Annotated in this window: 14 protein-coding genes; 11 read left to right on the top strand and 3 right to left on the bottom strand. The window is 67.9% G+C overall.

The annotated features are described in order from the left end of the window. Positions 1 to 2: 2 nt before the first annotated feature. The 11 genes from VE759_RS12975 (at position 3) to proB (ending at position 13,532) form a co-directional block, all read left to right on the top strand. Positions 3 to 1,271, top strand: a complete 1,269-nt coding sequence (locus tag VE759_RS12975; protein WP_324932776.1) for a trans-acting enoyl reductase family protein — start codon at positions 3 to 5, stop codon at positions 1,269 to 1,271. 97 nt (positions 1,272 to 1,368) lie between these two features. Continuing rightward, on the top strand, positions 1,369 to 1,986 hold the full coding sequence (locus tag VE759_RS12970) for a DUF937 domain-containing protein (protein WP_324932773.1): 618 nt from the start codon (positions 1,369 to 1,371) through the stop codon (positions 1,984 to 1,986). Between the two features lie 40 nt (positions 1,987 to 2,026). Then, positions 2,027 to 4,678, top strand: a complete 2,652-nt coding sequence (locus VE759_RS12965; protein ID WP_324932770.1) for a valine--tRNA ligase — start codon at positions 2,027 to 2,029, stop codon at positions 4,676 to 4,678. Beyond that, positions 4,675 to 6,081 (top strand): bifunctional tetrahydrofolate synthase/dihydrofolate synthase, encoded by a 1,407-nt coding sequence (gene folC, locus VE759_RS12960; protein ID WP_324932767.1) that lies wholly within the window; start codon positions 4,675 to 4,677, stop codon positions 6,079 to 6,081. The genes VE759_RS12965 and folC overlap by 4 nt, the downstream gene beginning before the upstream one ends. Then, entirely contained in the window at positions 6,078 to 6,479 is a 402-nt protein-coding gene (locus tag VE759_RS12955; RefSeq protein ID WP_324932763.1) for a DUF4233 domain-containing protein, read from the top strand. Before folC ends, VE759_RS12955 begins: the two co-directional genes overlap by 4 nt. A 103-nt stretch (positions 6,480 to 6,582) precedes the next feature. After that, positions 6,583 to 6,993, top strand: a complete 411-nt coding sequence (gene ndk / locus VE759_RS12950) for a nucleoside-diphosphate kinase (RefSeq protein WP_324932760.1) — start codon at positions 6,583 to 6,585, stop codon at positions 6,991 to 6,993. Positions 6,994 to 7,290: 297 nt separating this feature from the next. After that, on the top strand, positions 7,291 to 10,065 hold the full coding sequence (locus VE759_RS12945) for an Rne/Rng family ribonuclease (RefSeq protein WP_324932757.1): 2,775 nt from the start codon (positions 7,291 to 7,293) through the stop codon (positions 10,063 to 10,065). Positions 10,066 to 10,266: 201 nt separating this feature from the next. Beyond that, positions 10,267 to 10,590 carry a 50S ribosomal protein L21 gene (rplU, locus tag VE759_RS12940; RefSeq protein ID WP_324932755.1) on the top strand — a complete coding sequence of 108 codons (324 nt, stop codon included), beginning with the start codon at positions 10,267 to 10,269 and terminating at the stop codon, positions 10,588 to 10,590. Between the two features lie 14 nt (positions 10,591 to 10,604). Beyond that, on the top strand, positions 10,605 to 10,871 hold the full coding sequence (rpmA, locus tag VE759_RS12935) for a 50S ribosomal protein L27 (protein WP_324932751.1): 267 nt from the start codon (positions 10,605 to 10,607) through the stop codon (positions 10,869 to 10,871). Between the two features lie 97 nt (positions 10,872 to 10,968). Further along, positions 10,969 to 12,420, top strand: a complete 1,452-nt coding sequence (gene obgE / locus VE759_RS12930; RefSeq protein ID WP_324932748.1) for a GTPase ObgE — start codon at positions 10,969 to 10,971, stop codon at positions 12,418 to 12,420. Further along, entirely contained in the window at positions 12,417 to 13,532 is a 1,116-nt protein-coding gene (proB, locus tag VE759_RS12925; protein WP_324932744.1) for a glutamate 5-kinase, read from the top strand. The genes obgE and proB overlap by 4 nt, the downstream gene beginning before the upstream one ends. Here the strand turns inward: proB and VE759_RS12920 are convergent. From VE759_RS12920 to VE759_RS12910, 3 genes are all read right to left on the bottom strand, one after another. Next, positions 13,529 to 13,921, bottom strand: a complete 393-nt coding sequence (locus VE759_RS12920; protein WP_324932741.1) for a DUF1330 domain-containing protein — start codon at positions 13,919 to 13,921, stop codon at positions 13,529 to 13,531. The two genes, proB and VE759_RS12920, sit on opposite strands and share 4 nt — an antisense overlap. 136 nt (positions 13,922 to 14,057) lie before the next feature. Next, positions 14,058 to 14,906 carry an NAD-dependent protein deacetylase gene (locus tag VE759_RS12915; protein ID WP_324932738.1) on the bottom strand — a complete coding sequence of 283 codons (849 nt, stop codon included), beginning with the start codon at positions 14,904 to 14,906 and terminating at the stop codon, positions 14,058 to 14,060. A 39-nt stretch (positions 14,907 to 14,945) separates the two neighbouring features. Further along, complete coding sequence (locus tag VE759_RS12910) at positions 14,946 to 15,398, bottom strand: Hsp20/alpha crystallin family protein (RefSeq protein WP_324932868.1); 453 nt, start codon at positions 15,396 to 15,398, stop codon at positions 14,946 to 14,948. Positions 15,399 to 15,438: the final 40 nt, after the last annotated feature.

The following is a 15,438-nucleotide window of genomic DNA, read 5'->3' as shown; positions in this document are numbered from 1 at the left end:
CCATGAACGCCGCGCAGCGTGAGTTCGACATCGTCCTGTACGGCGCGACCGGCTTCGTCGGCAAGCTCACCGCGGAATACCTGGCCCGCGCCGGCGGAGAGGCCCGTATCGCCTTGGCGGGCCGCTCGTCCGAGCGACTCCGGGCGGTCCGGGACAGCCTTGCCGACACTGCGAAGGGTTGGCCGGTAATCGTGGCCGACGCATCGCAGCCGTCGACGCTCAATGCGATGGCCCAGCGGGGCCAGGTGGTGGTGACGACGGTCGGGCCCTACACGCGCTACGGGCTGCCGCTGGTCGAGGCCTGCGCGACGGCCGGCACCGACTATGCGGACCTCACCGGTGAGCCGATGTTCGTCCGCAACAGCATTGATCTGTACCACAAACAGGCCGTCGCTAGCGGCGCGCGAATCGTGCACTCGTGCGGGTTCGACTCCATCCCCTCGGATCTGACTGTTTATCAACTCCACCGCCACGCGAAAGACGATGGCGCCGGCGAACTTACCGACACCACCTTAGTGGTGCGTGGCTTCGCCGGCGCGTTGTCCGGCGGCACGATCGCGTCCGGCATGGAGATGATGCGCGCCGCGTCGAGCGACCCGGAGGTACGACGTGTGGTGGGCGACCCATACACCCTGAGCCCAGACCGTGTCGCCGAACCGGAGTTGGGCTCTCAGCGTGACCTGACCCTGCGCCGTGGCAGCGAGATTGCCCCTGAGCTGACTGGCATCTGGACGGGCGGATTCTTACTGGCGCCGCACAACACTCGTATTGTCCGGCGCAGCAACGCATTACAAGAGTGGGCCTACGGCAGGAAGTTCCGCTATACGGAGACGATGAGTCTCGGCTCGTCGTTTGTCGCGCCGGTCGGCGCGGCTATGGCTACGGGCGGCTTGACGGCGTTTTTCGGGCTTGGGAACCGATTCCTGAAGTATTTGCCGCGCCAGCTCGTGGAAAGGGCCGCGCCGGCTCCTGGCAGCGGGCCCAGCGAAAACACCCGCGAGCGCGGCTACTACAAAGTCGAGACATACACCACCACGACCACCGGGGCGCGCTACGTCGCCACGATGGCGCAGCGAGGCGATCCGGGGTACAAGGCGACGTCGGTGCTGCTGGGGGAGAGCGCGCTGGCTCTCGCGCTCGACCGCGAGCGGCTGTCCGATCTGCGTGGCGTGCTCACTCCGGCCGCGGCGATGGGCGACGTGCTGTCGGAACGGCTACCGGCCGCCGACGTGTCGATGGGTACGAGGCGGCTGCAAGAGCGTTCGAGCTAGAAGAATCTCGTTGTGATCGAACCGGATACACCGGGTTCGAACTCGATTATCGTCATCATCGATGGTCTCGAATCCCAGCAACGAAGGTGGAGCAGTCATGGCCAATCTCGACGAACTCTTTGCCGAAATTCCGACCCAGGAAATCGCGAACAAGCTCGGCGCGGACGCCGGCGAGGTCGACAACGCCATCAAGACGCTGGTGCCGGTGCTCGTAGGCGGGCTGCAGCAGAACGCCCAGGATCCCGACCACGCTTCGAAGATCGAGTCGGTTGCCAACAATCACGCCGCGAGCGGCCTGCTGGACGGCGGGGTCAGCGTGGACCAGGTCGACGAGAACGAAGGCCGGCAGGCGGTCGCGCGAATCTTCGGCGGCAACGACACCAACCAGGTCGCATCGGCGCTTTCCGGTGGCGGCGTCGGCAATAGCGATCTGCTCAAGAAGCTGCTGCCGATCCTCGCGCCGATCGTGCTGGCCTACATTGGCAAGCAGCTCACGCAGCGGACCCAGGCCCCGGCGCCCACACCGGCGCCCGCGCCGCAACAGCAGTCCGCCGGCGGTGGTGGGCTCGGCGACGTTCTTGGCAGCATCCTTGGCGGCTCGTCGAGCGGCGGAGGCAACAACCCGCTCGGCAGCATCCTGGGCAGCGTGCTCGGCGGCAGCCAGGGCAACGCGGTCGGCGAGATCCTCGGTGGCCTGCTCGGCGGCAAGAAGTAGCCCGTTCGTCGCGCGGCGCCGTCGTTCCTAGAATTGACTGGTGCCCGCCCGTTCGAGTACCGACCCGGCTAACGCCCTTCCCAAAACGTGGGACCCGGGCGCGGCGGAAAGCGCGCTCTATCAGGGCTGGGTGGACGCGGGCTACTTCAAGGCCGATCCGCACAGCGACAAACCGGCCTACTCCATCGTGCTGCCGCCGCCGAACGTCACCGGCACTCTGCACATGGGCCATGCGCTCGACCACACGCTGATGGACGCGCTGACCCGGCGCAAGCGCATGCAAGGGTTTGAGGTGCTCTGGCTTCCCGGCATGGACCACGCCGGCATTGCGACGCAGACGGTGGTGGAAAGGCAGCTCGCCGTCGACGGCAAGACGAAGGAAGACTTCGGCCGGGAACTGTTCATCCAGAAGGTGTGGGACTGGAAGCATGACGCCGGTGGCGCCATCGACGCCCAGATGCGCCGCCTCGGTGACGGCGTCGACTGGAGCCGCGGCCGGTTCACGATGGACGACGGCCTGTCCCGCGCGGTGCGCACGATCTTCAAGCGCCTCTACGACGCCGGGCTCATCTATCGCGCCGAGCGGCTGGTGAACTGGTCGCCGGTGCTGCAGACCGCGGTCTCGGACCTCGAGGTCAGATACGAAGACGTTGAAGGGGAACTGGTGTCGTTCCGGTACGGCTCGCTAGACGACAGCGAGCCGCACATCGTGGTCGCCACCACTCGTGTCGAAACGATGCTCGGCGATACCGCGATCGCCGTGCATCCCGACGACGACCGCTACCGACACCTGGTCGGAACGACGCTGCCGCACCCGTTCGTCGACCGGCAGCTCATCATCGTCGCCGACGAACACGTCGATCCCGAGTTCGGCACCGGTGCGGTCAAAGTCACGCCCGCCCATGACCCGAATGACTTCGAGATCGGACTGCGGCACGGCCTGCCGATGCCGAACATCATGGACACCAAGGCCCGGATTACCGACACCGGGACCGTGTTCGACGGTATGGACCGGTTCGAGGCGCGCGTCAAAGTCCGTGAGGCGCTTGCCGAGCAGGGCCGCGTCGTCGAGGAAAAACGACCCTATCTGCACAGCGTCGGGCATTCCGAGCGCAGCGGCGAGGTGATCGAGCCGCGGCTGTCGCTGCAGTGGTGGGTGAAGGTTGACTCGCTGGCCAAGGCCGCCGGCGACGCGGTCCGCAACAGCGAGACCGTTATTCACCCGGCAAGCCTCCAGCCGCGCTGGTTCGACTGGGTCGACAACATGCACGACTGGTGCATTTCCCGCCAACTGTGGTGGGGCCACCGGATCCCGATCTGGCACGGCCCGGACGGCCAGATGGTTTGCGTCGGGCCCGACGAAACCCCGCCCGAGGGCTGGGAGCAGGATCCCGATGTGCTCGACACATGGTTCTCGTCGGCATTGTGGCCGTTCTCCACGATGGGTTGGCCGGCGCACACGCCTGAACTGAAAAAGTTCTATCCAACAACCGTTTTGGTCACCGGTTACGACATTCTGTTTTTCTGGGTGGCCCGGATGATGATGTTCGGCATGTTCGTCGCCGACGACGACGCGATCACCAACTATGGCAAGCGCGGTCCTCAGGTGCCGTTCAAGAACGTGTTCCTGCATGGACTGATTCGCGACGAGTTCGGCCGCAAGATGAGCAAGTCGCGCGGCAACGGGATCGACCCGCTGGACTGGGTGGACAAGTTCGGCGCCGACGCGTTGCGATTCACGCTGGCCCGCGGCGCCAGCCCGGGCGGTGACCTGTCGATCGGCGAAGATCACGCCCGCGCGTCGCGCAACTTCGCCACCAAGCTCTTCAACGCCACCCGCTTCGCGCTGATGAACGGCACGCGGCCGGCGCCGCTACCCGATCTTGCGGCGATGACCGACGCCGACCGCTGGATGCTCGGCCGTCTTGAGGATGTTCGCGCCGAAGTGGATTCGGCCTTCGACGCTTACGAGTTCAACCGTGCCTGCGAGGCGCTGTACCACTTCGCCTGGGACGAGTTCTGCGACTGGTACGTCGAACTGGCCAAGGTGCAGCTGAGCAACCGAGTGGAGCACACCACTGCGGTGCTCGCCGCCGTGCTGGACACGCTGCTGCGGCTGCTGCACCCGGTGATGCCGTTCGTCACCGAGGCGTTGTGGAAGGAGATGACCGGCGGCGAGTCGCTGGTGATCGCCGCTTGGCCGACGCCATCCGGGTTCGCACGGGATCCAGTTGCGGCCCGACGCATCTCGGATATGCAGAAGCTGGTGACCGAGGTCCGCCGGTTCCGCAGCGATCAGGGGCTGGCCGACCGCCAGAAAGTTCCCGCGCGGATCTCCGGCATCGACACCGCCGACCTGGCAGGCCTCATCCCGGCCGTCACGTCGTTGGCCTGGCTGACGGATGCGACGGACGGCTTCAGCCCGACCGCGTCGGTGGAGGTGCGGCTGAGCACGGCCACCGTCATCGTCGAACTCGACACGTCGGGAAGCGTCGATGTCGAGGCCGAACGCCGCCGTCTGGAAAAGGATTTGGCCGCGGCCCACAAGGAACTCGCCGGCACCAGCGCAAAACTCGACAACACGGCGTTTCTGGAAAAGGCGCCCGCCGCGGTGGTGGACAAGATCCGCGCCCGCCACCAGTTCGCCCGCGAGGAAGTCGAGCGGATCACCGGCCGCCTGGCTGTCCTGTGAATTCTCCGCGCGCCGCGCCGACCCCCGACGAGATCGCGTCGCTGTGGCAGGTCGAGCATCTGCTCGACCAACGCTGGCCGGAAACGCGCATCGAACCAAGCCTGACTCGCATCGCGGCGCTGATGGACCTGCTCGGCTCGCCGCAGCTGAGCTACCCGTCCATCCACATCGCCGGCACCAACGGCAAGACGTCGGTGGCCCGGATGATCGACTCGCTGCTGACCGCGTTGCATCGGCGAACCGGCCGCACCACCAGCCCGCACCTGCAGTCTGCGGTCGAGCGGATCGCCGTCGACGGTGTACCGGTTACGCCCGCGCAGTATGTCGAGACCTACCGCGAGCTCGAGCCGTTCGTGCAGCTGGTCGACCGGCGTTCGGAGGCCGACGGCGGGCCGGCGATGAGCAAGTTCGAGGTGGTGACCGCGATGGCGTTCGCGGCGTTCGCCGACGCACCGGTCGACGTGGCCGTCGTCGAAGTCGGGCTCGGCGGCCGTTGGGACGCGACCAACGTCGTCAACGCACCGGTCGCTGTGATCACCCCGATCGGGGTGGACCACACCCAGTACCTCGGCGACAACATCGCCGACATCGCCGGCGAAAAGGCCGGCATCATCACCAAATCACCCGACTCGCCGGTGCCGGTCGACACCGTCGCGGTCATCGGCCGACAGGTGCCCGAGGCGATGGAGGTGCTGCTGGCACAGACCGTGCGCGCCGACGCCGCCGTCGCCCGTGAGGGTTCCGAGTTCGCGGTGCTGGACCGGCGAATCGCCGTCGGCGGTCAGGTACTGCAACTGCAGGGCCTCGGCGGGGTTTATTCGGATCTCTTCTTGCCGCTGCACGGGGAACATCAGGCGCACAACGCGGTGCTGGCGCTGGCCGCGGTGGAGGCGTTCTTCGGCGCGGGCGCACAGCGGCAACTCGACCTCGACGCGGTCCGCGCCGGGTTCGCCGCCGCGACCAGTCCCGGCCGGCTGGAACGGGTGCGCAGCGCGCCGACAGTGTTTCTCGACGCCGCGCACAACCCGGCCGGGGCCGCCGCGCTTGCCCAGGCGCTGTCCAGTGAGTTCGAGTTCCGGCATCTGGTCGGCGTGGTCTCGGTGATGGCCGACAAGGATGCTGCCGGCATTCTTGCCGCGCTCGAGCCGGTGTTCGACGAGGTAGTGGTTACCAACAACGGCTCACCGCGCGCGCTCGACGTCGAGGCGCTCGCCGAGGTGGCCGCCGAACGGTTCGGGGCCGCACGGGTCGTCACGGCGGCGACGCTGCCCGATGCGATCGAGTCGGCGACGGCGCTCGTGGAGGCGTCGTCGGAGACGTTCTCGGGCACCGGCATCGTGGTTACCGGGTCGGTGGTGACAGCGGGCGCGGCCCGCACACTGTTCGGCAAGGATCCGGAATGACTGAACCGCCGACGTCACCCCGGCCGGCGGTCCCCGATCCGTGGAAGAGCTTCCGCGGCGTGATGGCCGGCACGCTGGTGCTCGAGGCCATCGTGGTCCTGCTTGCGCTGCCGGTCGTTGCGGTCGTCGGCCGGGGACTGACGGCGGCGTCCGGCATTTACCTGGTCGGGCTGGCGGTCGCGCTGATCGGGCTGGCCGGGCTACAGCGCAGGCCGTGGGCGATCTGGGTCAACCTCGCGGTGCAACTGGTAGTAATCGCCGGCGTTGTAATGCACCCGTCGATCGGCTTCATCGGTGCGATCTTCGCCGCAGTCTGGCTACTCATCCTCTACCTGCGCTTCGAGGTGCTTCGCAGGCAGAAGCGCGGGCTGCTGCCCGGCCAACAGCCGCCCGATTAGCGACGCCGACCGAGTTCGGATCGGCCCACCGCGATTGTCGGCACCAGCATGCCGATTCCGAGCGGGAAGTGCCGCGAGGTATCTCGCAGGTACGCTGTGCGCCGTGACTGAGCGGACCCTTGTTCTGATCAAGCCCGACGCTGTCGGCCGCAAGCTGGTTGGCGAGGTCATCAGCCGCATCGAGCGCAAGGGCCTCACGCTGGCCGCGCTCGAATTGAAAAATGTCGGCGAGGAGCTGGCCCGCCGGCACTACGCCGAGCACGAGGGCAAACCGTTCTTTCCGTCGCTGCTGGAGTTCATCACGTCGGGTCCGGTGGTCGCCGCGATCGTGGAGGGGCCACGAGCCGTCGCCGCGTTCCGGCAGCTCGCCGGTGCGACCGATCCGGTGGACAAGGCAGCACCCGGCACCATCCGCGGTGACCTGGCACTTGTGATCCAGGACAACCTCGTGCACGGGTCCGATTCGCTGGAATCCGCCGAGCGCGAGATCGCGCTGTGGTTCCCCGGCGAATAGCGCTGCAAGCAAACCCGTAGCCCGATGTGGGATACTGACGTCGGGTAGCCGACGCCACGGCGCTTGCCGCAAGGTGTCGGAGACCCGAATGAAGACTTCGACGGGAGCGCGACCACCGCCACGAAAGCGATGCGGCGCCGACCGTCCAGCCGTCATTCAGCCAGGCACCGGGTGGGCTCTTCACGAGTCGCCCGGAGCGAGACCATACAAGCTCGGCGCACGTGAGCCGAGCGTATAGCGATAGTCCTCGCGTGGCCGCGTCGTACGCGACGCGCCCGGGGGCTCCTAGGAGAATACGTGGCCGACGATGACCTATCACATGACCGACCTGAGAGTTCGACACCGCGCGACGAGGTTTCGCCAAGCGCGCTGAGCGTGGACACGCTGGCTCAGGAGCTCGGCACCACCAGCAAACGAATCCTGGACGCGCTGACCGAATTGGAGGGTCGGCCTCGGGATCCGGATGCCACCGTCGGACAGGACATTGCCGCACGGGTGCGGGCGGTGCTGGCCGCGGATTCCGATGGTGGCGCCGATAGCGACATCGGCGACGACACCGTGGTCGACGCCTCGATCGAGGTGGCCGTTGCGGTAACCCGTCCCGACTACATGCCGCTGTTCGTCGAACCGACGCCGATTGCGCCGAGCCGCCGCGACGACTCGGACGACTCGGACGACTCGGACGGCTCCGAGGATGACGACTCCGCCGAGATGGATGAGGGCGACGAGGAGCCGAGCCGGCCGGCGAACCGGCGTCGCAGGCGGGGACGTCGCGGCCGCGGCCGCGGGCGCGGCGAGCAGGGCGGAGGCGACGTCGATGAGCCGGGGGAATCCGACGGCGACCTCGACGCCGCGGCCGACAGGGACGACCAGTCCGACGACTCCGACGAGGGCGACGAGGACGCTGAGGACACCGGCGCACAAGAGGGCGCCACCCGTCGCCGCCGCCGGCGGCGGCGCCGCAAGGCCGGTGCCGGTGACGACAACGACGTCGAAGCATCGCCCGACGATCCGCCGAACACCGTCGTGCACGAGCGGGTCCCGCGCAGCGGCGACAAGTCGGACAAGGACAAGCAAAAAGACGACGGGGAGATCCAGGGCATCAACGGGTCCACCCGGCTGGAGGCTAAGCGGCAGCGCCGTCGCGATGGCCGTGACGCCGGCCGGCGTCGATCACCGATCCTGAGCGAGGCCGAGTTCCTGGCTCGGCGCGAGGCGGTGGAACGCGTAATGGTGGTGCGAGACAAGGTGCGCACCGAACCGCCGCACGAGGGCGCTCGCTACACGCAGATCGCCGTGCTCGAGGACGGTGTCATCGTCGAGCATTTCGTCACCAGCCCCGCGTCGGCGTCGCTGGTCGGCAACATCTATCTCGGCATCGTGCAAAACGTGCTGCCGTCGATGGAGGCCGCGTTCATTGACATCGGCCGCGGCCGCAACGGCGTGCTGTACGCCGGCGAGGTGAACTGGGAGGCCGCCGGGCTCGGCGGGGCGAGCCGAAAGATCGAGCAGGCCCTCAAGCCCGGCGACTACGTCGTCGTACAGGTCAGCAAGGACCCGGTGGGCCACAAGGGCGCTCGACTGACCACCCAGGTGTCGCTGGCCGGGCGGTACCTGGTGTATGTGCCGGGCGCGTCGTCCACGGGCATCAGCCGCAAGCTGCCCGACACCGAACGCCAGCGACTCAAGGAGATCCTGCGCGAAGTGGTGCCGTCGGACGCCGGCGTGATCATCCGCACCGCGTCCGAAGGCGTCAAGGAAGAAGACATCCGCGCCGACGTGGAGCGCCTGCAGACACGCTGGGCCGAGATCGATGCCAAGGCTACCGAGACCAAGGAGAAGGCGGCCGGTGCCGCGATCGCCCTCTACGAGGAACCCGACGTGCTGGTCAAGGTGATCCGCGACTTGTTCAACGAGGACTTCTCCGGGCTCATCATCTCCGGCGACGAGGCGTGGACCACCATCAACGGCTACGTGAATTCGGTTGCGCCCGACCTGGTTCCGAAACTACAGAAATACGAGCCGGCCAGCCCGGACGGGCCGGACGTGTTCGCGGTGCATCGCATCGACGAACAGCTGGCCAAGGCGATGGACCGAAAGGTGTGGCTGCCGTCGGGCGGCACCCTGGTGATCGACCGCACCGAGGCGATGACGGTCATCGACGTCAACACCGGCAAGTTCACCGGCTCGGGCGGCAACCTCGAACAAACCGTGACGCGCAACAACCTCGAGGCCGCCGAGGAGATCGTGCGCCAGCTGCGGTTGCGCGACATCGGCGGCATCGTCGTCATCGACTTCATCGACATGGTGCTGGAATCCAACCGTGACCTGGTGCTGCGGCGGCTGACCGAGGCGCTCGCCCGCGACCGGACCCGCCATCAGGTGTCCGAGGTGACCTCGCTCGGGCTGGTTCAGCTGACCCGGAAGCGGTTGGGCACCGGGCTGATCGAGGCGTTCTCGACGGCCTGTCCGCACTGCGGCGGCCGGGGCATCCTGCTGCACGCCGATCCCGTCGACTCGGCGCAGGCGGCCGGACGGAAAGCGGAAGCAGGCGGTCGGCGCGGCAAGCGTTCGCGCAAGAACCGCAGCGAAGACCTCCCGGTGGCACGGGTGCCCGCCCATGCACCCGGTGAGCACCCGATGTTCAAGGCGATGGCCGCCGCGAACGGCCGCCACACCGACGAGGAATCGGATGACGACGAGGCCGGGCGCCAGGACGTCGAGGACGTCGCAAACGTCGAACCCGAGGTCATCGCCGAGGCCGCCAAGGAGCTTGCCGAGGAAGACCTCGTCGATGACGACTTGGACGAGGATGAGGACGAGGACGAGTCGGAAGACACCGACGACGAGGACGAGATCGACGTCGACCTCGACGAGGATGACGAACTTGATGACGATCTCGACATCGTCGACGAGGGCGAGTCCGACGAGGATGATTCGGCCGAAGACGTCGTCGGCACCGAAGACGAAGAAGCCGAGCCACCTGTGATCAGCACGGTTTCGCTGGCCGGGCCGCATCGCCGCCGGCGCGCGGCCGCCCGGCCCGCGGGACCGCCGATCCACGACGATTAGACGGCTTTCGGCGACGAGGAGATCGCGTTTCTGCGGTCACAGCCGGCGGCGGTTTGACCCTGTAGCCGCTGGTCACGTACCCTTGATCAGTTGTCCCCAGGCTGACGCCGGCGACAGCGGGCCGTCAGGTGCCCGCACCCCTAGACCCGCGCTCGCACCCACCCGGGTAGCGCGCGCCCCGCAGAGCGAACAGAGGTAACGATGGCAGCCGAAACGGCCACGTACGCGATCGTCAGGACAGGCGGCAAGCAGTACAAGGTCGCCGTCGGAGACGTCGTCAAGGTCGAGAAACTCGACTCCGAGCCGGGCTCGTCCGTCAAGCTGCCCGTCGCCCTGGTCGTCGACGGCGCGAACGTGACCACCGACGCCGAGGACTTGGCGAAGGTCTCGGTCACCGGGGAGGTGCTCGAGCACACCAAGGGCCCGAAGATCCGTATCCACAAGTTCAAGAACAAGACCGGCTACCACAAGCGGCAGGGTCACCGCCAGCAGCTGACCGTGCTGAAGGTCACCGGGATCAAGTAGCAAAGGCGGTCACGATGGCACACAAGAAGGGCGCGTCCAGCTCGCGCAACGGCCGCGATTCGGCCGCCCAGCGGCTCGGCGTCAAGCGGTTCGGCGGGCAGGTGGTGAAGGCCGGCGAAATCCTGGTTCGGCAGCGCGGCACCCACTTCCACCCCGGCGTCAACGTCGGGCGCGGCGGCGACGACACGCTGTTCGCGAAGGCTGCCGGCGCGGTTCAGTTCGGGCTGAAGCGCGGACGCAAGACGGTCAACATCGTGCCCGCTGCGCGCCCGCAGAGCTAGGAGTTCCAGGACTCCTCCACGAATGTGAAGCTGCCGCGAGTTGTTCCCGGCGGCGGTTTCGCGACAGCTTCACAATCGGCAGGTGAAAGGCAGTCCGATGCCCCGATTTGTCGACCGCGTCGTCATCCACGTCAGGGCGGGCGACGGCGGTAACGGATGCGCCTCGGTCCACCGCGAAAAGTTCAAGCCGCTCGGCGGCCCCGATGGCGGCAACGGCGGCCGCGGCGGCGGCGTTTTTCTGCTCGTCGACCCGCAGGTGCACACGCTGCTCGACTTCCACTTCCACCCGCACATCACGGCGCCAAACGGCAGGCCCGGCATGGGCAGCAACCGTGACGGCGCCGCGGGCGAGGACCTGGAAGTCAAGGTGCCCGATGGCACCGTCGTGCTCGACGAGAACGGCCGGCTGCTGGCCGACCTGGTCGGCGCGGGCACCCGCTTCGAAGCCGCCGCGGGCGGACGCGGCGGCCTGGGCAACGCCGCTCTTGCGTCGCGGGCGCGCAAGGCCCCGGGATTTGCGCTGCTGGGGGAGAAGGGCCAGGCCCGCGACCTGACGCTGGAGTTGAAGACGGTCGCCGACGTCGGGCTGATCGGCTTCCCGTCGGCGGGCAAGTCGTCGCTGGTCTCGGTGCTGTCGGCCGCCAAGCCGAAGATCGCCGACTATCCCTTCACGACGCTGTCACCGAACCTCGGCGTGGTGTCGGCCGGCGAGCATTCATTCACGATCGCCGACGTGCCGGGTTTGATCCCCGGCGCGTCACAGGGCCGTGGTCTCGGGCTGGAGTTCCTGCGCCACATCGAGCGCTGCGCGGTTCTGGTGCACGTCGTTGACTGTGCCACGCTGGAACCCGGCCGCGACCCCATCTCCGACATCGACGCCCTCGAGGCAGAGCTCGCCGCGTATACGCCGACACTGCAAGGCGATTCGACGCTGGGCGACCTGTCGGGCCGGCCGCGGGCGGTGGTGCTCAACAAGGTCGACGTGCCGGAGGCGCGGGAGCTTGCCGACCTCGTGCGCGACGAGATCGCGCGGCGATTCGGCTGGCCGGTGTACGAAGTGTCGACCGCCACGCATGAAGGCTTGCGGGCGTTGGCTTTCGCGCTATGGGAGATGGTGTCGGCCTACCGGGCGGCGCAACCTGCCGCGATAGCGCGGCGGCCGGTGATCCGCCCGGTTCCAGTCGACGATAAGGGCTTCACGGTCGAACCCGACCCGCACAACCCCGGCGCGTTTGTTGTACGCGGCGCTCGGCCGGAGCGCTGGGTCGGCCAGACCGACTTCGAGAACGACGAGGCCGTCGGCTATCTCGCCGACCGGCTGGCCCGGCTGGGCGTGGAAGACACGCTGCTTCGGCTGGGCGCCCGGCCCGGCTGCGAGGTGACAATCGGCGACGTGACCTTCGACTGGGAGCCGTCCACGCCCGCCGGTGTTGACCACACGCTGTCCGGGCGGGGCACCGATGCGCGGCTGGACCGCACCGAGCGGGTGTCGGCCGCAGAACGCAAGGCCGCGCGCCGCGAACGACGCGGTCGTGGGGAACAGCCATGAGGCCGGTGTCTCCGCACCGCGAGGCGATTCGCACGGCGCGCAGCGTCGTCGTGAAGATCGGTACCACCGCGCTGACGGCACCGACCGGAATGTTCGACGTCGGCCGGCTGGAGACGTTCGCCGACGCCCTCGAGGCGCGGATGAAGGCCGGCTCAGATGTCGTGATCGTGTCCTCGGGCGCGATCGCCGCAGGCCTCGAGCCGCTCGGACTGACCCGGCGCCCAGCCGATTTGGCCACAAAGCAAGCAACGGCCAGCGTCGGGCAGGTGGCGCTGATCAACTGCTGGAGCGCGGCCTTCGCCCGCTACCACCGCAATGTCGGCCAGGTGCTGTTGACCGCGCACGACATCTCGATGCGAGTGCAACACACCAACGCCCAGCGCACGCTGGACCGGTTGCGCGCGCTGCATGCGGTCGCGATCGTGAACGAGAACGACACCGTGGCCACCAACGAGATCCGTTTCGGCGACAACGATCGGCTCTCGGCCCTGGTCGCACATCTGGTGGGCGCCGACGCGCTGGTACTGCTCTCCGACATCGACGGGCTCTACACATCGGATCCGCGAAAGGGCGACGCAGAATTCATTCCAGAGGTGTCGGGGCCTTCCGACGTCGACGGCGTCGTGGCCGGCCGCGGCAGTCGCCTGGGCACCGGCGGGATGGCGTCCAAGCTGTCGTCGGCGCTGCTGGCCTCCGACGCCGGGGTGCCGGTGCTGTTGGCCGCCGCGGCGGACGTGGCCGCCGCACTGGGCGACGCGTCGGTGGGTACGGTGTTCGCGGCGCGCCCCGACCGGATGTCGGCGCGCCGATTCTGGATGCGCTACGCGGCGGAAGCGGCGGGCGCGCTGACCCTCGACGAGGGTGCGGTGCGGGCCGTAATGCGGCATCGCCGTTCACTGTTGGCGGCGGGTATCACCGCGGCGTCGGGCCGGTTCCACGGTGGGGACGTCGTCGAACTGCGCGGCCCCGACGGGGTGATGGTCGGCCGCGGTGTCGTGGCCTACGACGCCGCTGAACTCGCGACGATGATGGGCCGCTCGACGTCCGAGCTGCCCGCCGAGCTGCGTCGGCCGGCGGTGCATGCGGACGACTTGGTGCCGGTGCGGGCCTAGTCGGCCGCGGGCGGCCACGCCGACGTCGCGATGAGATCCCCGCGCACCAGGGCCGCGGCGCGATGAACATGGATCTGCCGGTAATCGTCGGCGCTCACCATCTCGAGAAAAGCTGACGGCGAAGGGTATTCCACCACGATGATGGCGTCCCACCAGGGCCGGTCGGCATCGCCGATGACAAACTGCGGAGCGGCTGCGGCATAGCGGATCTTCGCTCCGACGCGTTCGAGGTGCGGTGCCACCGCCTCGCCGTACTGCAGGTAGCGCTGCTCACCGCCGGGCTTGCGGAATTGCAGCAAGTTGACCATCAATACCGGGGAGTCGGCAGGCCGAGCGGCCAGCGCGGCGAGCTGTTCGGGGGTTGGCTCGAGCACGGATTCTGTCGTCATCCCCGCAAAAGTACGCTTGGGCGTTTGCCGTGGCGGACGCGCTAGATGCAGTAATACGCGCCGGTGCAGGGTCCCGACTGAATTGTGCCGGGCGGTGCGCTTGGGGTGGCGGCGGAGACGCTGCCGAGGTATCCGGTTACCGGCTAGCCGTAACGGGGACAGTCGGGCTCGGCGCAGGCGCGAGCTCGTCGGCAAGCAGCGTCAGAATCGGCGAGCAGCCGCCGTCGACCTTGACCGTCGCCAGGTCGTCACCGCGTGTCGGACCGCGGTTGACGATCGCGATCGGGATGCCGCGGGCGGCGGCATGGCGGACGAACCGGTAGCCGGAGAACACCGTCAGCGATGACCCGGCCACCAGCAGAGCATCCGCGGCGTCGACCAACGAATATGCGTGCTCCACGCGGTCTTTCGGGACATTCTCGCCGAAATACACGATGTTGGGCTTCAGCATCCCGCCACAGCAGGGACAGTCGACAATCCGAAACGACGACGTGTCGGCGACCACCGCGTCGGCGTCGGGCGCCACCGCCGATCCGTCCGCTCGCTCGGCGAAGCCGGGATTGGCGGCCTGCAACAAGCCGGCGAGATGCTCGCGGGTCATTGTGTCGCCGCAATCCAGGCACGCCACCTCGGCGTAGGTGCCGTGCAGGTTGACCACCGTGCGGCTGCCGGCCTTGGTGTGCAGCAGGTCGACGTTCTGGGTGATCACCCCGCAGACCACACCGGCACGTTCCAGCGCGGCGAGTGCGCGGTGCCCGGCGTTGGGCAGCGTGTTCTCCATATGCCGCCAGCCGACGTGATTTCGGGCCCAGTACCGCTGCCGAAACACCGGATCGGAGGTGAACTGGCGGATCGTCATCGGATTGCTCGGCGGCGAGTCCGGGCCGCGATAGTCCGGGATCCCCGAATCGGTCGAGATCCCGGCGCCGGTCAGCACCACGATGGGACGGCCGACCAGCGCCGCTACCAGTTCGGGGGCATCCACGCCTACGAGCGTAGGCGCCGGCTGGTCGGCTCGTTCATGTCACTTCGCGGCTTGAACCTCGATGTGCTTCCCGGCGTCCTCGGTCCCCGGGACCGGTATCGAGACGGTGAGGATGCCGTCTTCGTAGGTGGCCGTGATGTCGTCCTCGTTCGCCCCGACCGGCAATGACACCGTGCGCACGAACGAGCCGTACGCGAACTCGGAGCGTCCGTTGGTCTCGATCTTCTTGGTGCGCTCGGCCTTGATCGTCAGTTGCCCGTCCCGCACGGTGACGTCGACATCGTTGGCCGGGTCAACGCCAGGAAGTTCGGCACGAATCTCGTAGCGGCCCTCCGACAATTCCTCTTCGAGGCGCAACAGGTGATTGTCGAAGATCGGACGCAGGCCCGCGAACGCCGGAAAGCCGCCGAAGGCCGGGAAGCCGGTAAAGAAGTCGGAGAGCTCCGGGATCAAGGACCGTGACTGACGCTGAACCGGAAGCTTGTTCATGATTCCTCCAGGTGGGCATTGAGTGATGCGACTCCACAATGAG

The organism is Mycobacterium sp., assembly GCF_035640695.1.
Classification (GTDB): domain Bacteria; phylum Actinomycetota; class Actinomycetes; order Mycobacteriales; family Mycobacteriaceae; genus Mycobacterium.
The sequence above is the reverse complement of the archived record's forward strand: the minus strand, read 5'-3'. Positions and strand labels throughout refer to the sequence as shown.